Source organism: Caldicellulosiruptor bescii DSM 6725, from assembly GCF_000022325.1.
In the GTDB taxonomy this organism is placed as follows: domain Bacteria; phylum Bacillota; class Thermoanaerobacteria; order Caldicellulosiruptorales; family Caldicellulosiruptoraceae; genus Caldicellulosiruptor; species Caldicellulosiruptor bescii.
Genome location: NC_012034.1, coordinates 91822 through 113368, shown reverse-complemented (window position 1 = coordinate 113368; position 21547 = coordinate 91822). Strand labels below are relative to the sequence as shown.

Genomic DNA, 21547 nt, shown 5'->3' with positions numbered 1-21547 from the left:
TTTCCTACAAACTCTTGACACTATCTATTGTGCTGTCGCTATTGACTTTAAATATAAATCTATTTTCAGATGCAATCCACCACACACCTGGTTTATCTTTTCTTTTTTCTATCATAAAAACAAATTTTTCACCAGGCTGCATTTCAAAAAGATCTGATTTATTAAATGGGTCATAGAATGCAAAACAAAGCTCTATTTGCTTGTCATCTACATTTCCTTTTAGGATTTTCTCAACTTCAACTGTTACATATAATCTGGTTACTGTAGTTGACGGTATTCCTAATTTTGATTGTAATTCATATACGTTAGTTCCTGGTTTTGCCTGTACTGTTTCAGTTGTTTCTTCTTTTTTAACTACTTTTCCTACAATTACTGCTTGCGAATTTTTGACGTAGTACTCAAAAGTCAAATGTTGGTAACTTTTTAATGGATCATAATATATAATTGGCTTCTCATAATTTTTCATTTTATTCGTATTTTTCTTTATATAATTCAAAAACGGTAAGCTAAAAAGTAGGATCACTGTTATAAGTATACAACTAATTTTAACGCTTTTTTTCATTTCGATCTAACCTCCTCATAACTATCTGCTAAATACTCAAGATATTTAATTGTAACAGTTAAAACCATACATTATTTCAATGTCACATATATCATGTATAGTTGGGTATTCTTCGGTATAACTGTAATCCATAATACTTCCATAACTATCAGCTGAATAGCTATTTCTTGAGTCCGAATAATTAGGATGTCTTAAGCCCATAGCGTGTCCCATCTCATGCATTAAAATACCTCTTCGCTGAGTTAAAGTATGTGTAAATGCAGTTACATAAGGGCTTACATAAATTGTAGCCTGACCAATATTCCTATCACAAGATTGAATGGTCGAAGAATTGATTTCTGTTCCATAGATATTCTTTAATGTTGTATAACCTTCAACATATTTGGATATTGTACTTCCGCCAAACATTGAGTCCCACCATGTCGGATCAGCTGTGCAAAAAAACAGATTTGCATTTGAAAAAGTTAGATTTTATACATTTTCCATGTGACATAGCATAAAATAAATACATTCCTCCAAAAGCGATGAATTGAATCAGTCTTTGTTAGCTTCTATACACGGCTTTGGTTGTATCATATGTAGTAATTTTTAAATACCCTAACGATGATAAGATTTGTACATTTTTGTGTAAAAGAACAAATACCAACTCAAATTTACCTTTTGCCTTTGTAAAACAGTAAAAAAACTATATTCCAGTTAAAATTAATACATTAGACTGACTCCAATCGTTTTGTACTAGTAAATATAAAAAACAGGCTGCTTCTTCGAAGCAACCTGTTTTAAAAACATTTCTTAATTTCATTGTATTAACAAATAATCTGCATAAACATCCCATGTACCATTATCAGCAGAAACTACAATTTCCACTTTGTGCGAACCTGCACTCACATACACATTCTCTATAGGAGCTTCCCAAGGATATGTCCCCCGATAATAGAACGAACCTACTTTCTTCCCATCTATTAGTAAATCAACTGATGCTAAATTATTGTTATTTCCACATCCTCGTAATTTAAAAGTATAGTTACGGCTTGCTGAAAAGTTTATATTTGTTGTTGCTTTATCTCCGTTTGCATAAAGAGCCATGCCGTAAAATGGACTTGTAATTTTTGATGCATACGGCCCACTCAGTGACATATTTTCACACTCTACCTTTGTGGTAGTGGGTGTTGTTCCACCTGAAGAGGCACTTGTTATAGAAAATGTATTTTGTGTTATATTAGCTGAACCACTGCTCTGGTAACCTTCTACACAGAGTGTAATCTGGTCAATTGTACCCAAGTTCAGGCCTTTTGCAGCCCATGCTTTAAAATGATCAGTCACAGTAACAGTGCCACTTGTTCTTTTTGATGTTCTAACACTCCAATACTGATCAAATGTAGTTGTCCCTTCTATAGATGGTTGATTTACACGAGTTGTCTTGTAAATATCGTATGTTCCTCCATCAATCGTTACAGTACCCAATGATGTTGCCCCGGGCGGACGCCATGTGCCCCAGCTTTCGACAATGTAAAATTCAACCAGTGGATTTCTTGACCATCCATAGATACATAGATATGAATTACCATTTGGATTGTAGGTAGCAGAGTAGGTGATTTTCACTGTTCCGAGCTGGTTCCATGCTGTACTGAATTTTTTACCTGTTCTGAAAAGTGCATTGTTAATGTTACTCCATTGACAGCTAAATCTTCCTCCTGTGTCAACTGTCATTGTTGTATTTCCAGAATCCTTCCACAATTCATAGTAATAGCCATCATAAGTTCCACTAGCATTGGATGTGAGGGTTATTGCAGCTTGCGCATAAAACGGATTTCCAAGCATAAAGCACATTAAAACAGCTATCAAAACTTTTAAAAACTTTTTAAACCTCATTTTGTAAACCTCCCTTCATTAGAATTACTTTTATGAAACGCTCTTTTTGAAGCGTTTCAGACATTCTTTGTCTTAATTAAGATGCTAATATTAATCAATTTAGGTGTTTTTTGTTTATTTATTTGTTCATCTATTTATAGACTTTAAAATTTAGTTGTCAGATATCTTATAAATATTTTCTGATAATTATATTATATAATCAGAATTGATTTCCGTCAACAGGTTATTTAAAATTTTTATTCATAAAGATTTTAAACCTATTATGTTATCCCTTATATTTGAACATTATCTTTCAAAAACTTTTCCCATTATCACTATTTGATTAACTATATCTTTTTTTACTGTTATTAATTTCCCCGAAAATTTTTCTTTTAATATGTAATAATCTCTTGTTGCTCCAATAAGCCATCCCTCATATTTCACTAAATTTTCTCCCCAAATCGTTACCAAAGATATGCAATAAAATTTTAAAATTGTAATAAAACAAGCTATATTTTTAGCTTCTGTTAGTATAAGAAAGGAAATAGTGAATGTTATTGTTAATTTTGAAACTGCAGATGAATATATGAACTTGTAAACTATGTAATAATTTAAAAGAAGACAGACAATTATGTAACACAATATGCTACTTATAAAAAATATTTTTCTTCTTTGAGATTTTAAAAGTTTAGAAATATTCTTGAATAATATTTCTTTTTTTATAGTTTCTCTGTAATATGACAAGATCCACAATACAATAAGATTTAGCATCATCCATATCTTTATCGAAATCATGCCCGGAAATGTTATAAACAAATGAATTCCTAAAAAAGTCATCCCTATGAGCAGAAATAAATTTTTGTCTCCTGTTAAACAACTTTTATGAAAGGTTTTACTTTGTAAAATTTCAATCCCAAATGCTATAATTATCGAGACAAATAAAATGGTTATATATAAGTCTGTCACATTGCTACCTCCTTTCACCTTCCCTTCACTTAAATAATGTTACAAAAATTTTTGTTTATTTTTTTACCGTTATTTTATTTACTTCATATCTTAATGCATATTACACAACGGTTTATTAAAATCTTTTTATTTAATCACTTTATCAAAAGGTTAGTTTATTATAAATTAACAACTAGAAAATGTAAACCCTAAAAATCTTAAAAAAATACCTAAAAAATTAAACTTTTTTGATTATCGTCATTCTTTTTTTACCATTTTTCTGTATTTTGATGGAATTTTTCATTAAATTATAATGCTTTATGTATATCCTCATATAAATGTTAAATTAATAAGGGGCTATCCAAAAAGATAGTTGGACAGCTCCTTCTCTTGCAATATATAGTTTTTAATTTATTTTATTTTACTTTTAACATTTTGTTTTTAGAGAACTCTTTATTTCACTACATAAATATATGAAATTTTTATGTCAATCACTGACCTGGTGTAATCAACCTTGTTGGAAAATCATTGGTATTATAAGCCATTGTACAATCTACACCAGAAACTTTTGTGATTGAGACTCTTATTCTCTGGTTGCTAAAACTAATATCTGAAGAAACAGAAATAATGCATTTGGATAGCCATAGACATGTCCATCTGGTTCGGTATACCAGCCAAGTCTTTGCTTGTTTGCAACCGTGAAGAAGTACGGGTCATATTTCTTTGCAAGTTCATCCAAAGCATATACAAGCTTCCCTGCAATCATTTTTTTAACTGCCTCTTCCCACCAACCAAGAGTTATAAAGTCTGGGAGTGTGTTTGAAGCAATCATTACATTGAGTTTTTCATTTTCATTTCCTGCTGGGACTATAAAATTGATTTTCACACCTGTCTTTTTTGTAATGTAATCAGAAACTGCATTTCCGCCCCACTTTGTCCCAAACCACGAAAAGTTGATGTACCAATCAAATGTGATTGGTTTTTTGGCATCTTCTTTCCACCCTGGCTTGACAGAACTTGCTGCACTACCAATAGCAAATGGAACTATACTTGCAACAAATGCAATAGCTACAACTAAAGCCAAAAGTCTTTTAAGTTTTAAATTTCTCATGCTAAAAATACCTCCTTTTAGTATATTTTTTATTTTTATTAACTGCACAGACGTGCAGTTAATGCCATCGATCGATTATATGATTGTATTATTATCCTTTTATGGCACCTATCAATAGACCTTTAACAAAATATTTTTGTAAAAATGGATAGACACATACAATTGGTAAGGTGGTAATAACCATTGTAGCCATCTTTAACGATTGAGAGGTAACGTTTCTTGTTGCAATACCGCCTGGAGCATATGCAAGCATCTGATTCGAGGTTACCTGAGCTATCACTTTGTACAAAAATGTCTGTATTGGCTGAAGTTTTGGATTGTTAATGAATATAACTCCCATAAAATAGTCATTCCAGTTATAAACTCCAACAAAAAGAGCTATTGTTGCCAAAACTGGTGTTGACAGTGGAAGGATTATTCTTGTAAATATTATAAAGTCGTTTGCTCCATCAATCTTTGCAGACTCTTCAAGTTCAATTGGAAGTTCTCTGAAAAAGGCTTGGAAGATTATAAGATTATAAAAGTTGAACATTCCTGGTATTACATACACCCAAAAGGTATTGTACAATCCCAAACTTTTAATAAGTAGGAAGTATGGTATAAGCCCCCCTCCAAAAAAGAGGGTTATTGTTCCCATTGCCATGTAAATCTTTCTTCCCAAAAGTTCTTTGCGCAAAAAAGCATATGCAACCATTGCAGTGAAAAATACATGCAGTGTAGTTGTTATAACTGTTCGTGCAACTGTCACCATAAATGCTGTTGTGATGTCGCTATTGCTAAAAACAGTTTTGTAGTTATCCAGTGTGAACTTGCGTGGCCAAAAGTAGATACCGCCAAGCATTGCATCTTTTCCTTCGTTAAAAGAATATACTATGATATACCAAATTGGATATAATGTTAAGAAACATATAATAAGCATTAATGTTATATTAAAAATGTCAAATACCTTATCTCCAAATGAAGATTTGATTTTCATTTCAATTTACACCTCTTTTCATAGCTCAATTTTACAGTATATAGAAATTAGAATAATGATTTGCCAGTAAGTTTCTTTGTTACTCCATTTGCAGTAAGAAGTAACATCAGTGCAATTATCGACTTAAAAAGTCCTATTGCAGTTGCATACGAAAATCTGAACGCCTCTATTCCCATACGGTAAACATATATATCAATAACATCAGAAGCATCTGCATTGAGCGGATTTCTGAGAACAAATATCTGGTCAAAGTTAGAGTTCATAAGTCCACTTACCGCCAAAATAAACATAATAGCAATTGTACCAGAGATACACGGTATGGTAATCTTGAACATCTTTGTAAACCTTCCTGCTCCATCAACAGTTGCAGCTTCATAAAGCTCAGGGTCAATTCCAGCAATTGCTGCTAAATAGATTATCGCATTCCAACCAAGTTCCTTCCAAACTTCAGATACAACTGTTATTCCCCAAAAATACTTTGGTTCTGCCAAGAATGCTATAGGCTGCTTTAATATTCCTATTTTTGTTAAAATTATATTTATAAGACCTGTTTCTGACAGCCAGTTCATAAGTATTCCGCCAAGCACAACCCAAGATATAAAATGTGGCAGGTAAGATATTGTCTGGACAGTTCTTTTGAACCTGACTGACACAAGCTCATTTAGAAGCACTGCAAATAATATGGGAAGAGGAAATCCTACAAGAAGTTTGAAAAAGCTTATTCCCACTGTATTCTTTATTATCAGCCAGAATCTTTCATCAGCAAAAAATTCCTTAAAGTTAGCAAGACCTACCCATGGTGATTTATTAAATCCCAAAGTAATGTCGTATTCTTTAAATGCAATTATAATTCCATACATTGGTATGTAGTTAAAAATTATCATCCAAATTACACCGGGTATCGCCATTGCCTGAAGGTACTTTTGTTCATTTAATTTGTGCAAAAATCTTCTAAAACCACTTTGGTGGCTGTGCTGCATATTCGGTGAAATAGCTGATTCCATGATACATCGCCTTCCTTCTATAGAGGTTATATTTTTTATATTACATAAGCTACAATTTGTTTTTCTGATTTTATTATAAAATGGGGCAAAGTCTATAAAAAAGAGGGGTTTTTTAAGAAGTGGTATCTAAATTTAAGATTTTTGAGCAAAAACAAAAAGGCAGAGACTTTAAAACCTTATAAAGCCCCTGCCTTTATTTATTTTACCTGCTTTATCAGCTACTTACTCCAACATCCCCGTAAACCCGTTTATATAATAAACATTGCCGTCTGCAACAATCCGCCAAACAGGAATTGCCTGACCTTGTATAACATTAAAATCCTTTAAATAGAATCCAAACTTTATATTTTGAATTTCTTTTATGCCTTTTTGCTGGTTTAAAAGATTAAAAACTGCTTCAAGCGCTGAAATAGCTCTTGTTCTTTTTATCTCAAATCTTTTTGGATTTATTTTTGAAAATATATAAAGTGTATTATCTTTTTGTTTTATTACCTTCAACCTCCCATCAAAAATTGGATATCCTCTAAATACCTGAATGAAACTACCGTCGTAGTCCTTAATATAGTCACCTTTTTTTATATCAAAAAGTTCAAATGGGTCTTGGTAATACTTTGACTCTAAAAAAAGGGTCTGGTTGACAATTTTGAGATGATAAATGCTGCTTTCAAACTCATTCTGATACCTGTCCACTCTTTTTCCAAAAAGCTTTGTAACTATGCTATCATACTTGTTTTCTGTTGTCACACTAAGTTTTGATACATAATATATTCTTCTGTCAACATCGCACAAGAGCTTTATAGAGTTCTGCAAAAGTATACTCTTGGCAATGTCTACCTGCTGTTTTGTAAGATACTCTTCTTTTGGAAAAAGATTTAAATACCTTATTACAAGAAATACAAAAATTAGTACAAACACTAATATTGCTATTGTCTTTACTCTTGACCAGTTCATAACTATATCCAAGTCTCCTTTAAATTACTTTATTGTTTCAACAAAGGCAACTCCGTTTTGAGTTTTTATTTTCCAGTAAGGATATGAACTTGCACCACCTAAAACATATTCAATGTCTATATCCTCTATGAAAATATCACCTTTCCGTTCTTTTAATGTGTCAATTGCCGCAATCCCTTCAACCTTTATCTGTGAAGTCCTGACTTTAATGATATCAAAAATGTATCCCGAGATTCTATAAATCCTTCCGCTTTTTACTTCAATTTCTACACAGTACTCTTCATCAGATGAAGCAATGTCTATTCCGCTTGTTCTCAAACCAAGCTTTATGGTAAAATTGCCTTCTTTTTCTGTCTTAAGACTAAAAACTCTCAAGTCTTCATCAGTATAAAATGTCTTAAGATAAAACATTAAAGTATCGCAGACAGAATCTACTCTGTCACCAAATGTTTTCTCTGTGTATTCAAATTCAAAACCTCGGTCATTTTTAAAAACCAACATCTTTCTTTCGTCTGTTATTGCAATATCGCCATCTTTAAGAATATTCTTTCTGGTAAGAATAGTATCTGGAAATAGTCTGCGAACAATCCATTCTTTCTTAAAACTGCTATCTTTTATCTTTATCTCAGAAAACTGAATATCAGAAAATTCAATAGGTATTAACACATCATTTTTGGCTATCTCTGTAAACCCAAGCCCGTCTGCCCATGAATATATAATGGATAAGTTTTTCTCAATTACTCTTTCCAGTGGCAAAAAACCAAACTGGTCAAATTTCTGCAAAATCGCAATCTGTTTTTGGGAATTAAAAAAATACACAATAGTTGCATTTGAATCTTCTTTTATAAATATTTTGTCAAATTCAAAACCTTTCGGTATTTTGTCAGTAGTTCTTCTTGTTAACTCATACAAGAAAACATTCAAGTTAACAGGATAATCATAGCAAAAAATTAAATATCTACCTGACTTAAAAAAATCTATATTTAAATTTTTAGTGGACACTTCTACCTCTCTTTTGACAAATCCTCTCTCAATCCCTTCTATAAACTTTGAGACAACTTGTAAATATTCGTTCTGGTTGCTCAAAATCCTGAGTGCAATATTTTTTGAAATGTTTAAATACATTTCCTTTGGCGAAACCAAAATTTCTTTTGCCTTTTTCAAAAGCTGCTGCTGAGATTGTTCTTCCTTGTATGCTAAAGCTAATTTCACAATGTCTTCTGTTTTGTAGTCAAAATAAATTTTATAATACAAATAAATGCTGAGTATAACAAGTATACTCAGCACTATGCTTTTTAAAAACTCTTTTTTGCTATACCTCATTTAGCTTACCCTCTTTTTTATTTACCAAACGAATTTATAATGTTTGAAATAACTTTTTCTATCCATCTTCCAAAACTCTCTTCTTTTTGATATGACACTTTCAACATACTAAGCTGCATATTACTGTCTTTTTTAGCCACAACTAAAATATATGTTGTTCCCTCATCAACATTTATCTTCTTTGCAAAATATCCAGACTTGCCAACAGTAAACTTTTCAACAATATTATTCTGTGTAAATGCCTCTTTCTTGTCTTTTTTAGTATATATACTAATTTCAACACCTTCTGAACTCTTTCCAGACAGCACAAATGCTGAAGTTGTAATATTGCTGTTGTAATCTGCTATCTCCACAAGGGAGGTACTGGTTGATGCAATTTTACTGCCATCTATCTCAATTGAATTTATATTCTTTGCCTTAGAAAGAGTCTCTCCTGCAAATGCATATGTCAAGGTTAAGTTAAATAAGATTAATATTATTACAGCCATAGATGCAAACTTTTTCATCTTCTTTTTCACCACTTACATATAATAATCCTAATTACATTATACAATTTTATTATTACAATCTTGTTACAAGCATGTTAAAAGCACATTACAAAGTCACTTGTCCTTTTTCTTTTAAGGGAAGCACTACTGTAAACTTTGTTCCAACGCCTTCTTCGCTTTCAACCAAAACCCTGCCACCATGAGCCTTTACAATTTCATCAGCAATCGAAAGACCAAGCCCGCTACCCCCAAGACTTCGTGACCTTGCCTTGTCAACCCTGTAAAACCTCTCAAATATCCGTGGAAGGTCCTCCTTAGGTATACCAGGCCCATTGTCTTCAACTGTCAGTTCAATATTTCCATTTTCTTTTTTAAGACAAACTTCTATCCTACCACCATCCTGAACATAAGTAATAGCGTTGTTAATAAGATTTATTAGCACTTGTTCAAGTCTGTCTCTGTCTGCATCTATTATAATATCCTCCTGCACATTGCACAAAAGACTCTGGTGTTTTTTATTGGCATGAATTCGCATCTTTTCACAAACAAACCTCACAAGCTCACTTATATTTACTTCTTCTATTCTCAGTATATTCTCTCCACTATCAAGCCTTGAGAGGTATAAAAGGTCAGATATAAGCCTTGTCATCCTATCACATTCTTTTATTATTACAGTCAAAAACTCTCTTTTAACACTTTCATCATCAACATCTAAAAGTGTCTCAGAATAAGTTTTGATAGTGGTAATTGGTGTTCTCAGCTCATGTGAGACATCTGCAACAAACTGTTTGCGCATCCTGTCAAGCTTTGCTTGTTCTGTTATGTCATGTAGTATAAATACCATACCTGTTGATTGAAAAGAATCAACAAAAAATGCTATGCTAACCTCAAGTGTATAGCCATCAACTTCATAAATTATTGGCTGAGAAACTACAGAACTTTTTTGAGCTTGAATTTTGTCCAAAAATCCATGAATATCATCTTTGAGAAATCTCTTCGCACTCTCATTTATATGAATTATCTCATTTCTCGAGTTTATAGCCAAAACACCATCTGACATGTTCTGAAGTATTCTTTCAAGCTTTTGTTTTTCAAACTCAAGCTCTGTTATATACCTTTTCAGATTTGTTGCCATTATTTTAAAAGCACTTGCAAGCTTGCCTATCTCATCCTGACTGGAAATTTCAATCTTGACATCAAGATTGCCTTGTGCCATCTCAAGTGCCTGCCTGGTAAGTTTCCTTAGCGGATTGGAAAGGGTTTTTGCAAACAAAAATCCAATAAATAGTGAAAAACCCATACCAATAACATATGCCATAAATAAAATATTTTTTATGTCTGTGACAGTTTCAAGTATACTTTGGCAAGACACTTCTAAATATAATGACCTTTCAACAGACTTACCACTTTTTATAGGAAAAGCAAAAATCATAGTCTGGTTTTCTGAATCCCGTTTAATAACCTTATAGCCTGCAAGACTTGTCAATATCTCATCCGAAGGATAAAAGCTGATATCCATCCTTGGAAAAGATGCCAAGAGTCTTCCTCTGTTGTCTGTCACAATTAGTTTTTGTATCATAAAACCATACTGACTCTGCTTCATTGACTGGTCAATTATTTCCTGAATTTTCTGCTGTGTAAGGCTTTTATCCTCTAAAATCCTTATCAGTGATGAACTCACCATGAATTCTATCTTATTTTTAATATCATCATAAAAATAACTTTTTGTCCTGTCTATGACAAAAAAGCTGGATATAAACATGAGTATCAAAATCAATAGACCAAAGACAATTATAAGTCTACTTTCAATGCTTTTCGTCATGGTATTATTTTTTCTCCTCACTTTTAAATATTGGGATTAAAGTAGTAGCCAATTCCTCTCTTTGTAAGAATAAAATTCGGTTCTGATGGATTATCTTCTATTTTTTCTCTCAATCTTCTTACAGTAACATCTACTGTTCTAACATCTCCATAATATTCATAGTCCCAAACCTTTTCCAAAAGCTCTTCTCTTGAAAATACCTGACCCTTTTGCGACATCAAAAACTTCAAAAGCTCATATTCTCTTACGGTAAGTTCAATAACTTTGCCGTCTTTCTTTACTTCAAACGTCTCAGGGTTCAAAGTCAAATTCCCAGCTTTTAATACCTTTCCATCTTGAGCTGCGCTTTGAGCTGTCCTTCTTAAATTTGCTCTAATTCTGGCAATGAGCTCTCTTATACCAAACGGTTTTGTTATGTAATCATCTGCCCCAAGCTCCAGCCCCAAAACCTTGTCAACCTCATCAGCCTTCGCTGTTATCATTATAATTGGGACATCTGAAAACTCACGGACCTTTTTGCATACAGAAAACCCGTCAAGTTTAGGAAGCATCACATCCAGAAGTACCATGTCAAAGTTTTCATTTTTTATTCTATTTAACGCATCCTCACCGTCATATGACGCTGTTACCTTATATCCTTCTTTTTCTAAATTGAACTTTATAATATCAACAATTGGTTTTTCATCGTCAACAACAAGAATATGTGCTTTGGACATGAAATTTAAAATCCCCCTTTTTTTAAATGAAAATTTTCAATTTTACCAGTCTGATAATTTAATTATACACTAATTCGATATTTTAATGTATAATTGATTTTGGAGTAATTTCAAAAAGTAAGTCTTCAAGATGCTAAAAAAGGAGGGTAAAAGCTCTTAAATTCTTTTTAAGAGCTGTAATACTATGGAAAATAGAAATGTTGCATTTGAAATATTTCTTTGGCTTTTGATATACCTTTGTTTTTTTGCAGGCACTAACCTGTTTTCAAATGATGGAATGCTTCTTCTTGTCTGGTCACTGATATGTTTGATTACTATATTTTTGATAACAATTATTTTAAGATTTTACATAACATCAACCTTGCTACTTTTACCAGGCTTTGTTATATCATGCATCCTTGCTGTTCTGTTTATGTTTAATGCCCATTTTCAAAATTTTATGATTTTGCTTTTACAGGTTTTTTCAATACATCTGATGGGATTTGTAGAATTTGCAAGAGAATCTTCCAACATGGTAATTCTTCAAAGACCTCTATATATTTACATACATGTGGGACTTAACCTTGTGCTATTTTTGATTCATCTTTTTGTGATATACCTCATTTCAGAGCTGCCAAGACAGCAACGACCAAAAACTTTGGACCTTACATATACAAGAAGAAGACGAAGATAAGGTTATTATGAATGTTATCAAAACAAAAAGAGGGGTTTAAAAAAGTTATTAAATCCCCTCTTTTTTCTGTCTATTCTCAAGTGATGCTCTTATAAAATCTGTAAAAATTGGATGAGGTCTTTGCGGGCGCGACTTGAACTCAGGATGAAATTGCACACCCAAAAACCATGGATGGTCTTTCAGCTCTATTATCTCTACAAGCCTTCTGTCCGGTGATATTCCTGAAAATACCATGCCGGCTTGCTTGAATTTTTCCTTGTATTCATTATTAAACTCATACCTGTGTCTGTGCCTTTCATATACAAGCTCATCGTTGTAAATTCTGTGGGCAAGAGTACCTTCTTCAAGCTTACACGGATAAAGTCCAAGACGCATAGTGCCGCCTTTTGTGAATACGTCCTTTTGCTCTGGCATGATGTCAATCACAGGATATGGTGTTGCTTCATCAAACTCTGTTGAGTTTGCTCTTTCAAGCCCAAGCACATTTCTTGCAAACTCAATTACAGCACATTGCATTCCAAGGCATATTCCAAAAAACGGAATTTTGTTTTCTCTTGCATACCTTATGGCTGCAATCTTACCCTCAATACCCCTGTCACCAAATCCGCCCGGCACTAAAATTCCGTCTGCACTTTTAAGTTTTTCGTGCGCATTGTCGTAAGTGACTTCCTCTGCGTTTGTCCATAGAATCTCAACATAGCTATCATTTGCAATTCCCGCATGTTTTAGTGCCTCCGCAACAGAGAGATATGCATCATGAAGCTCAACATACTTTCCAACAAGCGCAATTCTGACACTCTTTTTGAGATTTTTTTCTTTTTCCACTATCTCAATCCAGTCAGATAAGTCTGGTTTTGTGCAGACAAATCCAAGCTTTTCGCATATAATCTCCCCAAGCCCTTCTTTTTCAAGCATCAAAGGCACTTCATACAGGCTTTCTGCATCAATATTTTGAATTACATATTCAGGCTTTAAATTACAAAACAAGGCAATCTTTGCCTTAAGTTCCTGTGAAAGTGGCTTTTCTGTTCTGCAAACAATAATATCCGGCTGAATACCTATTGATCTAAGCTCTTTTACAGAGTGCTGTGTTGGTTTTGTTTTAAGTTCTCCTGACTTTGATAGGTAAGGAACAAGAGTTACATGAACATACAGAACATTTTCTTTTCCAATGTCTGTTGCAACCTGTCTTATAGCCTCTAAAAACGGAAGGCTTTCAATATCGCCAACAGTCCCACCAATTTCTGTTATAACAACATCTGTGGAGTTGCTCTTACCAAGCCTGTAGATTCTCTCTTTAATTTCATTTGTAATGTGAGGGATTACCTGTACAGTGCCACCAAGAAAGTCGCCACGTCGCTCCCTTTGGATTACAGACCAGTAAATCTTTCCTGTTGTGACATTGCTGTTTTTTGTGAGGTTCTCATCGATAAACCTTTCATAGTGACCAAGGTCTAAGTCTGTCTCAGCGCCATCGTCTGTGACAAACACCTCTCCGTGCTGGTAAGGACTCATAGTTCCAGGGTCAACGTTTATATATGGGTCAAACTTTTGCATGGTAACTTTTAAGCCCCGCGCTTTTAATAGCCTTCCAATTGATGCTGCAGTGATTCCTTTGCCAAGCCCGGACACTACCCCGCCTGTGACAAAGATGTATTTGACTTGTTTTTCCATTTCTAAGATGACCTCCGGCAATCTATGTTAATTTATTTTTTAGCCATATGTATTTTAACTTTAATATTTTAATTTATTTATATGAGGTTATCAATGGGGTTATTTTGTTTGAAATACAAAAATAAGGCTATCCTCTTGATCCTGTCCAGAGGATAGCCATTTTTCAGTTATTTTTTATTCTCTTTTTTAATAAGCTGTGTGTTGATTATTTGATTGTAAATCTTAGCCTTTTGAATATATGACTCTTTTCGCAAACCACCTGATCCTGCAGTAAGTGGGTAAATTGTAATTTCTTTGTCGATAATAACATCAATGTCATACGGTGATAGTGGTAATACTATTCTAAATGTTGAATTTAGATCACCTACTACATCAAGTACAATTATACGCCAACTATTAGTATTGTCAATAAAACCAAGATGTCCTGTAAACAATTCATATGGAGTACTATTTGAAATAGTATACGTTCTAATTGGATAAATGCCAGCAATACCCATCCACATAATATGCATATCTCCATTATTTTCTATAAGCTGCTGAGGTACAGTATCCCCACCCACAACGTAGCTCTGACTATTGGTTGGAATATAAATATCAATTATAATGTCATCCTTTTCATATACCATATCAAGCGTTGTTGGAAGAAAATCCCAGCTTCCTTCTGGTCGACGTTCACAGTTCAAGACTATTTTGCTTCTGTCAACTCTCAAATCAACAGTATATTGCTGAAGCGTACCTTCTGGAATAATTAGTTTTTGCAAAGGTTTATACACTAATGATGTAGCAACATTATCTTCTATATCATACGGGTTATGGGCCAAAATCCATACCCAACCATAATCACCCGGTGCAAAATAAGCCTTTCTCGAGTGCCCCATCGATGACACAACAAATTTTCCATCATAGTCAAAGTCGAAACCAAGTAACAGCTTGTCTCCCATTCCAACGCCGCCTTCGGTAAATCCTGGTATATATTGAATCTGATTAAACTGAGACAAATCAATTGAAGTTACACTATCTTGTGTTACCTGTAAAATCGAATAGTAAAAATCTTGAGAATTTGTTTCTGAATTATAATTAGCAACTTTTAAAATGTATTCTCCGTTTGTAAGAACAAGCGGAAGATTTCCTTCTGAGTCTGTGCTGCCTACAAACAGCTCCTTGAAGGTATCTTTGTCAATCACATAAACGTCTGCACCGACAACTGCATAAGCACTGTTATACACACTTAAAAGTACATAAGAATCGTATGCATCGTTACAAACTGTAAGTTGGATCGGGTCATAGCTGTCAAATGTTAAACTTTTCTTTATTACAAAACCTAAACCATAGAAAATTAGATCATTCTCGCGCCACCTGCTAAGTCCAACCTGTCGCTGACCACCCGTGACTTTCAAGAAGTTCAAACCATCTGAGATATAAAATTCATCAATTGGTTGATTGTCAATATTTAAACTTAATGTCACCGGCTTCAGTTTTTCAACAACTTTAATGTATCCTTTGTCTTCCATAAAAGAGGTTATATAAATCTGGTAAGATATCATCTCAGTAGGCTTTAAATTGAATGTTATTGTACCATCAGCAGAAGTATAGCCAGTAAATACAATATCTTCAACTCCTGCTTGGTTAAATTTCGTTATTGTAATAAGTTTATTGGCTTGTAGTTCACCTTTATAGTTTTTGACAACTATTGTTACAATATTGTCTTCGTTGTAATAAACATCCTGTGGAATGGTTTCTACATTGTAATAGTTACCATAGCTGTAATCTATAGCTGTAGCAGCAGGATAAAGGTTTCTTTCCCAATCATGCGTTAACTCAATTTTACTATCTGGAACATTGAAAAAGGCATGTTCAACATAATTGCCCCAGTCTGGGTCATCCCATGTTGCATCTAAATGATACCAATTATTTTCTAAGCTTACCATGTTCCATGCATGGGCTTCTTTTGAATTACCTACACCTGCCATACCATAGATCTCTTTTGAGTCTATACCTGCATCCTCTAAAAGCGCAAGCATAGCTGTTGCATAACCGTTGCAAACTGCAATACCATTAATTAGTGCACCATAAGCTGTATGTGACTCATAAGGTATGTTGTTGTTAAGATACCCTTCCAAATCGTACTGGGTGTGCAAAACAAGCCAGTCATGCAAACCTAAAACTTTATCATAGTCATTGTAAGTTTGGTCTACAACTGTAGATACTATTTGCAAGGACTTTTGTTCAACAGCTTGTCTTCTTGTAAGACCCTCGTCTTTGCTGAAAAGATAAACAGGCCATATCATGTAGAGGTTTTCACTGGTGAGATTAAAGCTCAGTCCAAACATTCCATTCAATCCGTATTCAAAAGTAAGCGGTCTTTCTGTCATGAGTTCAAAATATATTTTGTTGGCAATAAGATTGACGTCACAAGTTTCACTTGCCGGAAGACTAAGTGCTAAAAAGTCACTTGCTCCACTGTCAATTTTATCACATACAAAGTATACAGCACTTGTAGTTGTATTTTGTGGATATACATAACCTCTACTGTCACCATTTTGATTGTCTATAGAAAGCGAAATACTGCTTGTAATAGAGCTTCCATAAAGCAAACCTATTTCTGCCGTAAATTCTACGCTAACAGTACCATCTTGAAGATTCCTTGGCAAATATCCGAGTACATGCGAAATATTATTATCTTCTACCGATGTACAAAGAAGTTCAATATTATTCTGTACATTTCCACTTGATATGTATGCCACAATATCACTTGCTTTAAACAATGGTGCTGTATCTGACATCTTTTCAGATGGCTTTAACAAAGCTAAGTTCAGCCCACTTTTCGTCTTTAAAACCACTACAAAATCTATAAGTGAACCTGCCTTTATAGAAGCAAATTCATTTCCATCTATATTAGTAGCATATACACTGCTTGAGACATTATCTATTGAAAGGTCTACATTCACAGAGCACTCTTCGTTACTTCCTGTCGCATCAACTACAATTGGACTACTGCCTGCTGGCACCTTATATGAATAATCAACCTCTTTACTGTTCTCATCGTATGTCTTTATAAAAACTTCTTCCAGGTTATAAACTCCTCTTTGCAGATATATATCATTTTCCCCGGAGAGTTCAAACCAGCTACCATTTAATTTTACAGATACACTCTTTTGTAAAGTGCCAATACCAGAAAAATTAAATATAACTCTTTTAAAAGAGCTGAAATTAAATGAAAAAGCTTGTCCTGACTGTTGGAGATTAAAATCTCTCATAAAATATAGCTTACCATCCTGAGTATCTTTTGCTACCTTGATTGAATAACTGCCCGCATCTGCTGTAATTTTAAGCTGATTTGAAGAAATATTTAGCTTTACATCATCAATTGAAAAAGTATTAGATTTTGAGCTATTGATAATTGAAAACTCATAGTTATTGAGGGGTTGGTTATTTATGCTAAAATCTAGTGTAGCTTGTACATAATTTGGTAATGTTGTGTCTGCAACAAGTCTCACAATACCGTTTCCAACTGACAGATTATCTAAGATGGTATATATAAGCCCATTTTGACTATCATATGACCATATTAAAGCTTTGTATCCATCAACTGCTGGTACAATGAATGACACTTGTTCAGCTGTGGCAGACTTTAACTCAGAAAATTGCTTAGCTTGATTTACTAGTTTCACATTAAATCCACTTAAAAAGTTACCACTTGCCGTCTTTAACTTAAATGTCAAAACTCCTTCAGTTGGTTTAATTGCGTACAAAAGACCATAATAGTCATTGCCATCTACATTTATAACTATTTCTTTGCTATCCTGAACTGATAAAGTAAATGTTGCACTACCTAAGGAATTTGTATAAGCAGCCTGTCCTTCAATCCTTACAACCTTGTTTGGCAATAAATTCCCCGCTGCATCCTTCACTGTAACTGTTACTTGGACGTTCTGACCAATAGGGATGGTTTCTTTGTCAACCTCTACTCTACTTACAGGTCCATATTGGACACTTGTTCCAGAACCCGAAGAACCGCCACTATATACACTTCCTCCACCTGTATAGCCACCAGTTGAAGTGCCTGAAGATATATTTCCAGTTGATGTTCCAGTATTTGTTTGCACACTTGAAGTATTATTAGATGTTTGAGACGTAGTTTCATTTTGTGTTGACTCCTGCGAAGTATTGGTATTTGTAGATTGAGTCTTTTTCTCATTTTCATTGGTATTAGTAATTGTTAGTATAGCGCCTTGCTGGACCTCCTTATCATTTACTTTTACATCTTTTGCATTTACTGCTATCCTCTCTATTTTGCCTTCTGCCTTAAAAATTGTTCTGTCAGCTCTGATATCCACTGTGTTCACTTCTGCAGTCTTCTCAACTAAAATATTAGCTGGCTTTTCAATTACAACCTTATCTATCTTTGAATTTCCACTAATATTTACTTTTGTAGCTGCTTGTTTGTTCACAACTATAACTGCAGAAGCTTTGACATTTTTCAAAACGACACTGTGTTCTCCTCCGCCACGAACAATGATATTACCGTCTACCTGCGTATTAGTAATTGTAACATTTCCATCTTTTACTCCTTCTGTTATCAAGCAATTTTTACTTACATTAAATCCTGACACACTAACATAAGGTGCACTTATAATTAAATTTCCCTTGACTTCTCTTCCTACATACATACCCTTTTTTGATAACAAAAGCCCAACAATGTTATCTAAAATAGTCAGTGCCTCAGCTTTTGTAATGTAATTTTTAGGTCTTAATGTTTTATCTTTATAGCCATTAATATATCCATTTTCAACCATAGCTGCTAAATACTCTTTTGCCCACTCTGACACTTGTTTATAATCAGAAAACTTCGAAAGAACATTGCTCTGTGATTTGTCAATACCAAATACCTTTGCCAAAATACATGCTGCTTCTTCTCTTGTTATACTGTTCTTTGGTTTAAATGTACCATCTGGATACCCACTTATATAATCAGCAAGATTTTTGACGGCTGAGTAAAACCAATCATTTTCTTTTACATCCTTAAAGTTAATTTCAGACCTGACTAAAGCCTCACCAATTACTCTGCTCACAAGCTGAGCAAATTCAGCCCTTGTAATAGCATTTGAGGGTTTAAAAGTGCCATCAGAATAACCATTTGCCACATTGTATGTATTTGCCCATCTCTCAATTACATCTTTTGCCCAGTGATTTGATGTGTCTTTAAAACCTTTTGCAAAAACAGCTGGGTTTATAAAACCCAATACAAAAGATATTATCACTACCCATGATAGCAGTCTAAAAGCTTTCTTTGAATTCAATCTCCTTCCTGGTCAACCAAACTGTGCAAAATTGCACAGTATTGGCGGCTGGGGTATTTGTAGTCCGCCTTTCAGGCTTTCCCAGCCCCAGCAGGCGGTATTTGGGAAAGCCATAGCCCCTGCCCCAAGAAACAGGAACTTACGCCCTTACAGGTCTTCCCCACTTGCCCTGAAATCAAAAGCGATTTCAAGACAGACATATCACGCAGGACTCTGTCAGGGGAGAGTGGCGTTACCACCGCTACCCTAAGAACTTGCCAGGGATTGTGTTTTTTGCCACGACTACCCGCGCTTGTTCCATCCAGAGGCACGGATAGCCTCCCTGGCTCACTCCCAGAGCTTTGTAAAAACTTTATCGCTCTATCTATCGTTTTGAGTTGTTTTTTCCTCAGATGTTTGTTCTTGACTACCTTCCTTACATACTCTTTTAGCTCTTCCAGGTTGTTTACATCAAGCCTACTAAGAAGCAGCATATAATTGTGCGGTATCCTTTCTCTCAAGCCAAGTCCTCTTCGCGCTATTACATACGCTGCCGCAATATCCTTGCTTACCATATACTGCGGTGCATACTTCAACATCCCTATCACAGAAGTATACGCCGGGTCTACTTCTATAACCTCTATCCCTTCACGCTTTGCCAGAAGTTTTACCTTCTCCAAAAGTGACCTGTACCCAAAATAGTGCCTTATCCGTCTTGATTTTCTACCTGAAAAGTCGCCTCTTCTGCCCCTGTCCTGTATGCTAAGGTTCTCAATCACTATCGCTTTTTGCTTCTCTTTCGCCATTTGTACTATCATGTGTGCATACTGCCACCTGTAATACTCTCTCTTGCTTGAGCTTCCACTCTCAAGCTTCTCAAGTGGTATTCTGCCATATCCCAGAAACTGTCCGTGCTCATCTGTTTCTACCCATGCAACATTCTTTGGATATGCGTTAGTGTCTATCCCTATAACTCCATTTGCTCTCGTTATCGCAGGCTTGGGGAAAACTTCTTCAACGGTGAAGTAGGCATATACTACACCGTTTTTGAGTTTCAGTTCTACAGAATAAGGTCCCCTAGAGCTGCTTATTGCTTGTAGCAGTAGGTTCCTATCCATGTATGTCTTACCTTTCATCTTCCATCCAGCTTGTATCGTCGCATATACGTACTCTCTTTTTCCTACGTTAATCCTGAGTTTTGTGAAGTTCCCGTCTATCTCAATCCTTGTATTGAGATTCCCCTTTTTGCTCCTGTCTCCTCTTGAGTACAGATTCCCCTTCCTTTTCTCCTGCCACTCTCGTTGAAGTTTCCTATATACCTTGCCGTTTATGTGCCGCCTCTTTAGTTTTTCAAAAAGTTGCCTACCACCAAAAATGACCTTTTCAGGATTTTCTCCTCTTTCTTTGCATGAGTTTAAAACACTGTTTGCTTTCATTATTGCATCATCAACGTATCGGGAATTAAGATTAAAAATTCCTTGCAGCTCTCTTTTGAGTTCATTCCTTTTATGCCTTTCCAGTAGTCTCTTATATGCATACCTCATACAAGAGGACCATCTTCTCATAAGATCTAATACTGCCTTTTTGTCTTCCTCTCTATCGAACACTAACTTCGCCTGAACTGTTACCATGTCTTTTAGCACCTCTTTGTCCATAAATCCTCGCTGCAAAAGATGTTACTATCGCTATTAAGTCCTCTGCCAGTTCTCTGTTTATATCTTCTTCATTTTCTCTGCCATTTAACACTACCAGTTCTACCCCAAAGCTCTCCATGAAAAACTTAAGATATTTAAATCCAATTTTGTAACTTCTCCTCTTTTGATTTTGTTCAAAAGTTTTAATAGTCCTCTCCTGTTTTCATCTACTTTGCTGGCTATTTCAGATATAACTTCATACTGCCAACCTTGAGACTTTGCGTATTCCTCAAGTCTTCTAATTTGGTTTTTAAGGTACTCTTCTTGCTTTTTAGTGGAGACTCTTGCATACAAAACAACGGTTGGTTTTGGTTTTTCCTTTATCATGCCAAGTAGTTTTTCTATGTCTTCTTTTTTATACCTTCTCCTTCCCTTCGGTGTCCTGAGAGGTGTTATTAACCCTTCCTTCTCCCAGTTTATTAGTGTTCTTCGGCAGATAGAATATATCTCTTTAACTTTTTGCACACTTAGCAACATT

15 protein-coding genes and 2 pseudogenes are annotated in these 21547 nt (G+C 34.6%); 1 reads left to right on the top strand and 16 read right to left on the bottom strand.

What is annotated here, in order from left to right; all coding sequences use genetic code 11:
- Nucleotides 1-4: 4 nt before the first annotated feature.
- The 12 genes and pseudogenes from ATHE_RS00450 to ATHE_RS00395 all read right to left on the bottom strand — a co-directional run bounded on the left by ATHE_RS00450 (nt 5) and on the right by ATHE_RS00395 (nt 11749).
- Nucleotides 5-562 carry a hypothetical protein gene (locus ATHE_RS00450; RefSeq protein WP_015906730.1) on the bottom strand — a complete coding sequence of 186 codons (558 nt, stop codon included), beginning with the start codon at nt 560-562 and terminating at the stop codon, nt 5-7.
- A 45-nt stretch (nt 563-607) separates the two neighbouring features.
- Nucleotides 608-970 (bottom strand): M66 family metalloprotease, encoded by a 363-nt coding sequence (locus tag ATHE_RS00445; RefSeq protein WP_015906729.1) that lies wholly within the window; start codon nt 968-970, stop codon nt 608-610.
- Between the two features lie 390 nt (nt 971-1360).
- Entirely contained in the window at nt 1361-2434 is a 1074-nt protein-coding gene (locus tag ATHE_RS00440) for a glycoside hydrolase family 11 protein (RefSeq protein ID WP_015906728.1), read from the bottom strand.
- A gap of 285 nt (nt 2435-2719) precedes the next feature.
- Nucleotides 2720-3379: a hypothetical protein gene (locus ATHE_RS00435; RefSeq protein ID WP_015906727.1), complete on the bottom strand. Its 660-nt coding sequence runs from the start codon at nt 3377-3379 to the stop codon at nt 2720-2722.
- A 607-nt stretch (nt 3380-3986) separates the two neighbouring features.
- Nucleotides 3987-4469 (bottom strand): annotated as a pseudogene (locus ATHE_RS00430) (extracellular solute-binding protein); the annotation flags it as partial.
- A 91-nt stretch (nt 4470-4560) separates the two neighbouring features.
- Entirely contained in the window at nt 4561-5445 is an 885-nt protein-coding gene (locus ATHE_RS00425; protein ID WP_015906725.1) for a carbohydrate ABC transporter permease, read from the bottom strand.
- Between the two features lie 47 nt (nt 5446-5492).
- Nucleotides 5493-6449 carry an ABC transporter permease gene (locus tag ATHE_RS00420; protein WP_015906724.1) on the bottom strand — a complete coding sequence of 319 codons (957 nt, stop codon included), beginning with the start codon at nt 6447-6449 and terminating at the stop codon, nt 5493-5495.
- Nucleotides 6450-6671: 222 nt separating this feature from the next.
- Nucleotides 6672-7400: a hypothetical protein gene (locus ATHE_RS00415; protein WP_015906723.1), complete on the bottom strand. Its 729-nt coding sequence runs from the start codon at nt 7398-7400 to the stop codon at nt 6672-6674.
- A 24-nt stretch (nt 7401-7424) separates the two neighbouring features.
- Nucleotides 7425-8723 (bottom strand): two-component system activity regulator YycH, encoded by a 1299-nt coding sequence (locus tag ATHE_RS00410; RefSeq protein ID WP_015906722.1) that lies wholly within the window; start codon nt 8721-8723, stop codon nt 7425-7427.
- A 17-nt stretch (nt 8724-8740) separates the two neighbouring features.
- Nucleotides 8741-9229: a hypothetical protein gene (locus ATHE_RS00405; protein WP_179121854.1), complete on the bottom strand. Its 489-nt coding sequence runs from the start codon at nt 9227-9229 to the stop codon at nt 8741-8743.
- 88 nt (nt 9230-9317) lie between these two features.
- The gene (locus ATHE_RS00400; RefSeq protein WP_013429136.1) at nt 9318-11033 is read right to left on the bottom strand and encodes an ATP-binding protein; all 1716 of its coding nucleotides are present in this window, start codon (nt 11031-11033) and stop codon (nt 9318-9320) included.
- A gap of 23 nt (nt 11034-11056) precedes the next feature.
- Nucleotides 11057-11749, bottom strand: a complete 693-nt coding sequence (locus tag ATHE_RS00395) for a response regulator (protein ID WP_013429135.1) — start codon at nt 11747-11749, stop codon at nt 11057-11059.
- Nucleotides 11750-11933: 184 nt separating this feature from the next.
- Between ATHE_RS00395 and ATHE_RS00390 the strand changes: the two genes are divergently transcribed.
- Nucleotides 11934-12422, top strand: coding sequence for a hypothetical protein (locus ATHE_RS00390; protein WP_015906720.1), 489 nt, complete (start codon nt 11934-11936; stop codon nt 12420-12422).
- A 48-nt stretch (nt 12423-12470) separates the two neighbouring features.
- On the opposite strand, the gene ATHE_RS00385 is transcribed toward ATHE_RS00390, so the two are convergent.
- From ATHE_RS00385 to ATHE_RS00370, 4 genes and pseudogenes are all read right to left on the bottom strand, one after another.
- Nucleotides 12471-14096, bottom strand: a complete 1626-nt coding sequence (locus ATHE_RS00385) for a CTP synthase (protein ID WP_015906719.1) — start codon at nt 14094-14096, stop codon at nt 12471-12473.
- Between the two features lie 167 nt (nt 14097-14263).
- A complete protein-coding gene (locus ATHE_RS00380) occupies nt 14264-19396 on the bottom strand; it encodes an S-layer homology domain-containing protein (RefSeq protein ID WP_015906718.1) in 5133 nt (1710 codons plus the stop codon).
- Between the two features lie 71 nt (nt 19397-19467).
- Nucleotides 19468-21006, bottom strand: coding sequence for an IS200/IS605 family accessory protein TnpB-related protein (locus ATHE_RS00375; RefSeq protein WP_015906717.1), 1539 nt, complete (start codon nt 21004-21006; stop codon nt 19468-19470).
- Nucleotides 20972-21546: pseudogene (locus ATHE_RS00370) on the bottom strand (IS607 family transposase). Before ATHE_RS00370 ends, ATHE_RS00375 begins: the two are co-directional and overlap by 35 nt.
- Nucleotide 21547 lies beyond the last annotated feature (1 nt).

What these genes read in the sequence shown, in the direction of transcription:
- ATHE_RS00410 (WP_015906722.1), bottom strand. Translation starts at nt 8,723, where the DNA reads ATGAGGTATAGCAAAAAAGAGTTTTTAAAAAGCATAGTGCTGAGTATA.
- ATHE_RS00385 (WP_015906719.1), bottom strand. Translation starts at nt 14,096, where the DNA reads ATGGAAAAACAAGTCAAATACATCTTTGTCACAGGCGGGGTAGTGTCC.
- ATHE_RS00420 (WP_015906724.1), bottom strand. Translation starts at nt 6,449, where the DNA reads ATGGAATCAGCTATTTCACCGAATATGCAGCACAGCCACCAAAGTGGT.
- ATHE_RS00405 (WP_179121854.1), bottom strand. Translation starts at nt 9,229, where the DNA reads ATGAAAAAGTTTGCATCTATGGCTGTAATAATATTAATCTTATTTAAC.
- ATHE_RS00440 (WP_015906728.1), bottom strand. Translation starts at nt 2,434, where the DNA reads ATGAGGTTTAAAAAGTTTTTAAAAGTTTTGATAGCTGTTTTAATGTGC.
- ATHE_RS00450 (WP_015906730.1), bottom strand. Translation starts at nt 562, where the DNA reads ATGAAAAAAAGCGTTAAAATTAGTTGTATACTTATAACAGTGATCCTA.
- ATHE_RS00425 (WP_015906725.1), bottom strand. Translation starts at nt 5,445, where the DNA reads ATGAAAATCAAATCTTCATTTGGAGATAAGGTATTTGACATTTTTAAT.
- ATHE_RS00395 (WP_013429135.1), bottom strand. Translation starts at nt 11,749, where the DNA reads ATGTCCAAAGCACATATTCTTGTTGTTGACGATGAAAAACCAATTGTT.
- ATHE_RS00415 (WP_015906723.1), bottom strand. Translation starts at nt 7,400, where the DNA reads ATGAACTGGTCAAGAGTAAAGACAATAGCAATATTAGTGTTTGTACTA.
- ATHE_RS00390 (WP_015906720.1), top strand. Translation starts at nt 11,934, where the DNA reads ATGGAAAATAGAAATGTTGCATTTGAAATATTTCTTTGGCTTTTGATA.
- ATHE_RS00445 (WP_015906729.1), bottom strand. Translation starts at nt 970, where the DNA reads ATGTTTGGCGGAAGTACAATATCCAAATATGTTGAAGGTTATACAACA.
- ATHE_RS00400 (WP_013429136.1), bottom strand. Translation starts at nt 11,033, where the DNA reads ATGACGAAAAGCATTGAAAGTAGACTTATAATTGTCTTTGGTCTATTG.
- ATHE_RS00375 (WP_015906717.1), bottom strand. Translation starts at nt 21,006, where the DNA reads ATGGTAACAGTTCAGGCGAAGTTAGTGTTCGATAGAGAGGAAGACAAA.